This window comes from Mycobacterium sp. E3298, from assembly GCF_001666895.1.
GTDB lineage: Bacteria > Actinomycetota > Actinomycetes > Mycobacteriales > Mycobacteriaceae > Mycobacterium.
The window spans coordinates 1-5,417 of record NZ_LZJB01000562.1 but is presented as its reverse complement, the minus strand read 5'-3'; the positions used below and the strand labels follow the sequence as shown (position 1 = coordinate 5,417).

8 protein-coding genes and 1 pseudogene are annotated in these 5,417 nt (G+C 70.6%); 4 read left to right on the top strand and 5 right to left on the bottom strand.

What is annotated here, in order from left to right:
• The 5 genes from A9X05_RS25555 to A9X05_RS25535 all read right to left on the bottom strand — a co-directional run.
• Window positions 1-528 (bottom strand): FAD-dependent oxidoreductase (locus A9X05_RS25555; protein ID WP_156736993.1); only part of this gene is annotated, 528 nt, incomplete at its 3' end.
• A gap of 43 nt (window positions 529-571) precedes the next feature.
• The gene (locus A9X05_RS25550; protein ID WP_231969174.1) at window positions 572-1,141 is read right to left on the bottom strand and encodes a hypothetical protein; all 570 of its coding nucleotides are present in this window, start codon (window positions 1,139-1,141) and stop codon (window positions 572-574) included.
• 129 nt (window positions 1,142-1,270) lie between these two features.
• Entirely contained in the window at window positions 1,271-1,765 is a 495-nt protein-coding gene (locus tag A9X05_RS25545) for an SRPBCC family protein (protein ID WP_067750091.1), read from the bottom strand.
• Complete coding sequence (locus A9X05_RS25540) at window positions 1,765-2,388, bottom strand: nitroreductase family protein (protein ID WP_067750093.1); 624 nt, start codon at window positions 2,386-2,388, stop codon at window positions 1,765-1,767. Before A9X05_RS25540 ends, A9X05_RS25545 begins: the two co-directional genes overlap by 1 nt.
• A gap of 13 nt (window positions 2,389-2,401) precedes the next feature.
• A complete protein-coding gene (locus A9X05_RS25535) occupies window positions 2,402-2,884 on the bottom strand; it encodes a carboxymuconolactone decarboxylase family protein (RefSeq protein ID WP_067784926.1) in 483 nt (160 codons plus the stop codon).
• 165 nt (window positions 2,885-3,049) lie between these two features.
• On the opposite strand from A9X05_RS25535, the gene A9X05_RS25530 reads away from it, so the two are divergent.
• The 4 genes and pseudogenes from A9X05_RS25530 to A9X05_RS25520 all read left to right on the top strand — a co-directional run.
• The gene (locus A9X05_RS25530; RefSeq protein WP_067784924.1) at window positions 3,050-3,748 is read left to right on the top strand and encodes a hypothetical protein; all 699 of its coding nucleotides are present in this window, start codon (window positions 3,050-3,052) and stop codon (window positions 3,746-3,748) included.
• A 9-nt stretch (window positions 3,749-3,757) separates the two neighbouring features.
• Complete coding sequence (locus tag A9X05_RS32420; RefSeq protein WP_231978472.1) at window positions 3,758-4,123, top strand: AMP-binding protein; 366 nt, start codon at window positions 3,758-3,760, stop codon at window positions 4,121-4,123.
• A gap of 30 nt (window positions 4,124-4,153) precedes the next feature.
• Window positions 4,154-5,221 carry a fatty acid--CoA ligase family protein gene (locus A9X05_RS25525; RefSeq protein WP_255369304.1) on the top strand — a complete coding sequence of 356 codons (1,068 nt, stop codon included), beginning with the start codon at window positions 4,154-4,156 and terminating at the stop codon, window positions 5,219-5,221.
• Window positions 5,222-5,236: 15 nt separating this feature from the next.
• Window positions 5,237-5,417: pseudogene (locus tag A9X05_RS25520) on the top strand (hypothetical protein); the annotation flags it as partial.

The following is a 5,417-nucleotide window of genomic DNA, read 5'->3' as shown; positions in this document are numbered from 1 at the left end:
GGTGCAGTTGACCACGATCGGCGCGGCGTCGGCGGCCTCGGCCAGCGACCGCACCGGATGCACCTCGATGTCGCAGCCGGCCGCGGCCAGTCGCCGGGTCAGGTAGTCGAGATAGTGCGGCATGTCGATCATCGGCAGCGTGGCTCGAAAGCCGTTGCCGAAGCCGTCCGGGAGGTCGGCCGGATCGGCCGGCCGCAGGTCGGGGATCAGCGCCGCCGCGGACGACATCGCCTCCGTGGCCGTCAATTCACCGACGGCCATCGCCGGGGCCAGTTGGACGCCGGAGCCGGGATCGTCGGCGAGTTCGCTGAAGACCCGCAGCGAGTGCGCGGTCCACGCCAGGGTGTCGCCGGCCCTCTCCGCGGGCCGCGGCGGCAGCCACACCGCGCCGGCCACTTTCGACGTCGTCTGCTGCGGCGGGGCGGCCGTCCAGACTCGCACCGGCCAGCCGGCCTCGGCCAGGCACACGGCCGACGTCAGCCCGCTTACTCCCGCACCGACGACGACGATCTGTTGCGCATTGGCCACGGCGCCACCGTAACGAAACCGGGCGAAATCGCGTCAGCGCTCGTCAGGAATGGGGAGGCTGCTGCCCGCCCTGACCGCCGAGCAACCCGTTGAGGATCCCGAGCGTGCCCTGCACGCTGCCGGGCGCTGCGGTGGGGGGCAGGGCGGCGTCCGGGGTCAGCTGCCAGGGTTGACAACCCGAGGTCTTGAACGCCTTGTCGGTCGGGTCGATCTGCACCACCTGTGGCTTCTTGCTCATCGCGTTGTCGATGATGTTGCCGTCGGGGTTGCCCGTCCGCTTCCAGTAGCAGGTGCCGTTGTTGACGGGGCCGCCCGAGCTGTAGATGCCGGGGGCGATGTCGGAGCCGACGTTGTAGATGCCGTCCTTGTCGATCGTCGTCTTCGGTCCCGGTGCCGGTGTGGCGGCGGGTGAGGCTCCGGGGGAGGCCGCGGGTGAGGGCGCCGACGAGGCGGCCGGCGCGGGCGCCGGCGAGGCAGATGACGGAGGCGGGCCCGGTGGGGGCCCCTGCGAGGCTGCCGGCGACGGTGACGGCGCAGGCGTCTGGTCCGGGTCGGCCCCCGCGAACCCCGCCGAGGCGGTCCAACCCGCGATCATCAGTCCCGCGACGGCCAACCGTGCCGCGGTAGGAACACCAGCCTCAAACCCCATAGCACGCCAGCGTACCGGGGCGGGCACCGTAAATCACACAATGCGGCATACGCCGGTCACCCCCGTCGGGCACGTTAGCCCTGGTCGGAACCTTTAAGTCAGGCGCCGAACGCGGCCGGCATAGCCGAGCGCATGCTCGTACGTCTTGAGGTTGTCGCGAGAAATCCGCGCGTGCACGGGCCGTTCGAGAAGGAACCGCAGCACCGGGTTGTAGGCGTGGTAGGTCTCGTGGAAGGTCAGCACGGTGGTCCCGTCCGGCTGCTCGTCGAGCCGGTGGTAGCCCTCGGCCCGGGACCAGAGCGGCGCGCCGACGGCCACGTACCGCGACAGCTTGTTCTTCTCGGCCTCCGTGACGGTTTCCCACGACCGCGCCCGGCCGCCCGACAGCAGGTACTTGGGCACCTCGTAGACGCAGGTGCGGACCAGGCCCTCGCCGGCCTCGTTGCCCTCGTTGAGGATCTCCATGCTGCCGCCGGGCCACTCGAGGACGCGCGGCCGCGGCGCGTCGGGCGGGGCGGGCGGATGCAGCACCCGCCACACCTTCGCCGGTGGCGCGTCGACGTGAAACCGCACGGTGTAGGACTGCATCAGCCCCAGCCGTCCCAGAACGTGACGGTCTCGGCGGGCGGGCGCGCGGCGGGCCGGAAGTCGGTGCCGATGGTGTAGGCCACCGGGAACAACGCGGCCTGGGTGACCGTGTCGGGGATGCCGAGCAGCTCGGCGACCTCCCGCTCCTTGGCCAGGTGCATCGTCGTCCACACCGAACCCAGCCCCCGGGACCGCAGGGCGAGCAGGAAGCTCCAGCCCGCCGGGATGATCGACGCCCAGGCCGACGCGGCGACCAGCAGGTTGGAGTTGTCGATGCGGTTGGCCAGGCAGGGGATCACATGCACGGGAACCTTGCCCAGCGTGTCGGTCAGGGCGAACGCGCTGGCGTACACCCGCCGGGTCTGGGGGTCCGACGCCTCCTTGGCGGCGTGCGCCAGATACTCGGCACCGACGCTGCGGTAGATCTCGGCGATCGCGGCGCGCTTGTCGGCATCGGTGATCACCAGCCACCGCCAGTCCTGCGTGTTGCTCGCGGTGGGCGCCTGCATCGCGAGCCGGATGCATTCGAGGATCACGTCGCGGCCGACCGGGCGGTCGAGGTCGAGGCGCTTGCGCACCGACCGCGTCGTCGTCAGCAGTTCGTCGACCGTGGCCAGGTCCATCCAGTGTTCCTCACTAGAGATCGATTGCGCAGGACTGATCGACACCCAACACGGTCAACGACCGGCCCAGGCCGAGAAACACCGCGACGCAGAGGGTCAGGTCGAGGATCTCGGCGTCGGAGAAGGACTCCCGCAGCCGCTCGAAGAAGCCGTCGTCCAGGGAGGCATGGTCGGTGGCGAAGCGCTCGGCGAATTCGATCGCGAGCCGCTGGCGCGGCGTGTAGCCGGGGTAGCTCGCGTACGCGGCGACGTTGTCGTAGAGCTCCGCTGCGACGCCGGCGTCCAGCACCGACTGCGCCCGGAATCCGGAGCAGGCGACGCAGTCGTTGATCTGCGCGATCCGCATCCTGGCCAGCTCGCGCTCGTCGGCGGGCAACACGCTCTGCTGATAGGCGCCCCGGATCATCCGCTCCACCATGTCGCCGAGTTGCGGCCGCAGCGTCCAGATCATCGCGGCTTCGCCGCCCGGGCCATCCGGCACGGTGAGACGGGCCATCGGCGACTCCTGCCCGGTGAGGTAGTTACTGAGTCGAGCAAACCAGTTCGCCCCCCGGCTGTCCAGGGTGCCGCAAAACCGCCCATGGACACGACAACTCCACGGCGTTAGCGTCCGTTGGACGGGGGCGCTCACGGCCGAGCGCGCCCGGTGGGAGGTCTCGGCATGCTGTTCATGCACGAGGTGCACAAGGTCCGCGGCCGCTGCGAAGACGACTTCGAGGCCGCCTTCCGGCGGGGCTGGCTGCCCATGCTCGCCGCCGGCGATGACGCCCGGTTGCTCTGGTACGCCGACCACGCCCAGGGCAGCGGCCCGTCCTACACCGTCGTGACCGTCACCGCGGTCCGCGACGGCGCCGCGTGGGAGCGCCTGGCGCTGCGGGTGCAACGGGGCGATCTGCGGGGCTGGATGCGCGAGCTGGACGAACTGCGCTACGACGTCGAGGCCAAGCTGGTGGCACCACTGCCGTGGTCGCCGCTGCGGGAGCTGCCGCTGGGGGAGGTGCCGGTCGACGGTCAGGAGCACGAACTCAGCCTCTACATGGAAGACACCATGTGGCCCTTCCCGGGCAAGTTCGAGGAATACATCGAGCGCAGCGGTGACGTGTACGCCCAAAGCCTGGACCGGCCGTCGTCAATGCTGTTGATCCAGGCGGCTTTTCAGCCCGCACTGGGCAGCCACTTGCATCGCGAGGTCGTCCTGATGCAGCGCATCGAGCGGCCCGAACGGCTTCTGGCGCTGCTGCAGACCCGCATTCCCGCCGAACACCGGGCGCCGGGCACCTGGATGCACGACGCCCTCGACCTGCGAGACCAGTGGACCAGCCGCCTGCTGCGCACCTCCGCGTGGTCACCCCTGTACTGAGCCGCGCGCATGAATATCGGAACAATGCTCGAGGCCGCCGAGGCGGCTGACCCCGCTCGCGTGGCGCTCATCATCGATGGGGCCGCGATCGGTTACGGCGAGCTGGCCGCGACCGTGCGCCGCTGCGCCGCCGGCCTGGCCGACCGCGGTGTGGTGGCCGGCCAACGCGTCGCCGTGGTCGACGGCGGAAGCCTGCTCTCGATCGCGGCCGTGCTCGGGGCGGCCCGCATCGGCGCCGCGGCCGCGCTGATGAATCCGGCGCTGACGCCACCCGAGCTCCGCGCCCAATACCGTTCGCGCACCGGCATTTCGGAGCCGGTCGGCGTACGGTTCCCCCGCGACGGCCACGTCGGCACAGCCCGCGGCCGTCAATAGGCCGCGGAGCTCGGGTGGCGTCAGCGCCGGATTCATCAGCGCGGCCGCGGCGCCGATGCGGCAGCGCCCGCCGGCAGCGATGACCGCGACGCCCTGGTGCTATTCACCAGCGGAACAACGGGATTGCCGAAGGCGGTCGGCATCAGCGGCAGGCAGTTGGCAAGGCGGATCGGGGGAATGGCGCCACCCTTCAGGGCGGACGCCAAACCCTCGGTGGGGATGATGTGCGTCCCGTTCTTCCACGTCGGGGGCTCGCTGGGCACGCTCGGCAGCCTCTACTCCGGCAACACGTCGGTCGTGCAGCCGCGATTCGACGCCGGCGAGTGGCTACGCCTGGTGTCGGAACACCGGGTGACCACCACGTTCCTGGTTCCCGCCATGCTGCAGCGCATCCTCGACCATCCCGGCTTCCCCTACGCCGACTTGTCGTCCTTGGTCGCCATCGCCTACGGGGCCGCCGCCGCGCCCATCGCGTTGGTGCGCCGGGCGATGGACGCGTTGCCACACGTGGCCTTCGCCAACGTATTCGGCCAGACCGAGACCCTCGGCGCATACACGACGCTGCTGCCCGCCGACCACCGCGACCCCGCCCGCGCGGGATCCGTCGGCCGTCCGCTGCCCGGGGTCGAGGTGCGGGTCGTGGATCCCGAGACCGGCGATGACGTCGGGGTCGGAACGATCGGTGAGCTGTGGGTGAACACCACCCAGAACGTCACCGCCGGGTGGCTGCGCACCGGTGACCTCGCCCGCCGGGACTCCGACGGCTACCTCTTCCCCTGCGGACGGCTCAGCGACACCATCAACCGCGGGGGAGAGAAGTTCGGGCCGGTCGAGGTGGAGGAAGCGCTGCGTTCCCACCCCGCGGTGCGGGATGTCGCGGTCGCCGGTATCGCCGACGACGAGCTGGGCCAGCGCGTGGGAGCTGCGGTGGTGGCCTGCGCCCCGGTGACCCTGGAAGACCTGCGATCGCACTGTCGCGAGTCGATCGCCTACTTCAAGCTGCCCGAGCGGCTGGCGCTCGTCGACGACATCCCCTATAGCTCGACCGGCAAGGTCAGCCGCCGCCAGCTCGCCGCGCTGATCGCCGATCAGCCCTGAAGGCAAGGAGTTTCGATGCTGTTCCTCCACGAGACCCACCGGGTGGTCGGCGCGCGGCAGGACGAATTCGAGGCGGCATACCGCGAAGGCTGGATGCCCACCCTGGCCGCGGGGGACGACGCGCGGCTGCTCTGGTACACCAACCACGCCCACGGCTCCGGCCTGTCCTACAACGTTGTCACCATCACCGGCATCG

Coding starts and splice junctions, on each gene's coding strand:
- A9X05_RS25545 (WP_067750091.1), bottom strand. CDS start 1,765: ATGCAGTCCTACACCGTGCGGTTTCACGTCGACGCGCCACCGGCGAAG.
- A9X05_RS25535 (WP_067784926.1), bottom strand. CDS start 2,884: ATGGCCCGTCTCACCGTGCCGGATGGCCCGGGCGGCGAAGCCGCGATG.
- A9X05_RS32420 (WP_231978472.1), top strand. CDS start 3,758: ATGAATATCGGAACAATGCTCGAGGCCGCCGAGGCGGCTGACCCCGCT.
- A9X05_RS25540 (WP_067750093.1), bottom strand. CDS start 2,388: ATGGACCTGGCCACGGTCGACGAACTGCTGACGACGACGCGGTCGGTG.
- A9X05_RS25530 (WP_067784924.1), top strand. CDS start 3,050: ATGCTGTTCATGCACGAGGTGCACAAGGTCCGCGGCCGCTGCGAAGAC.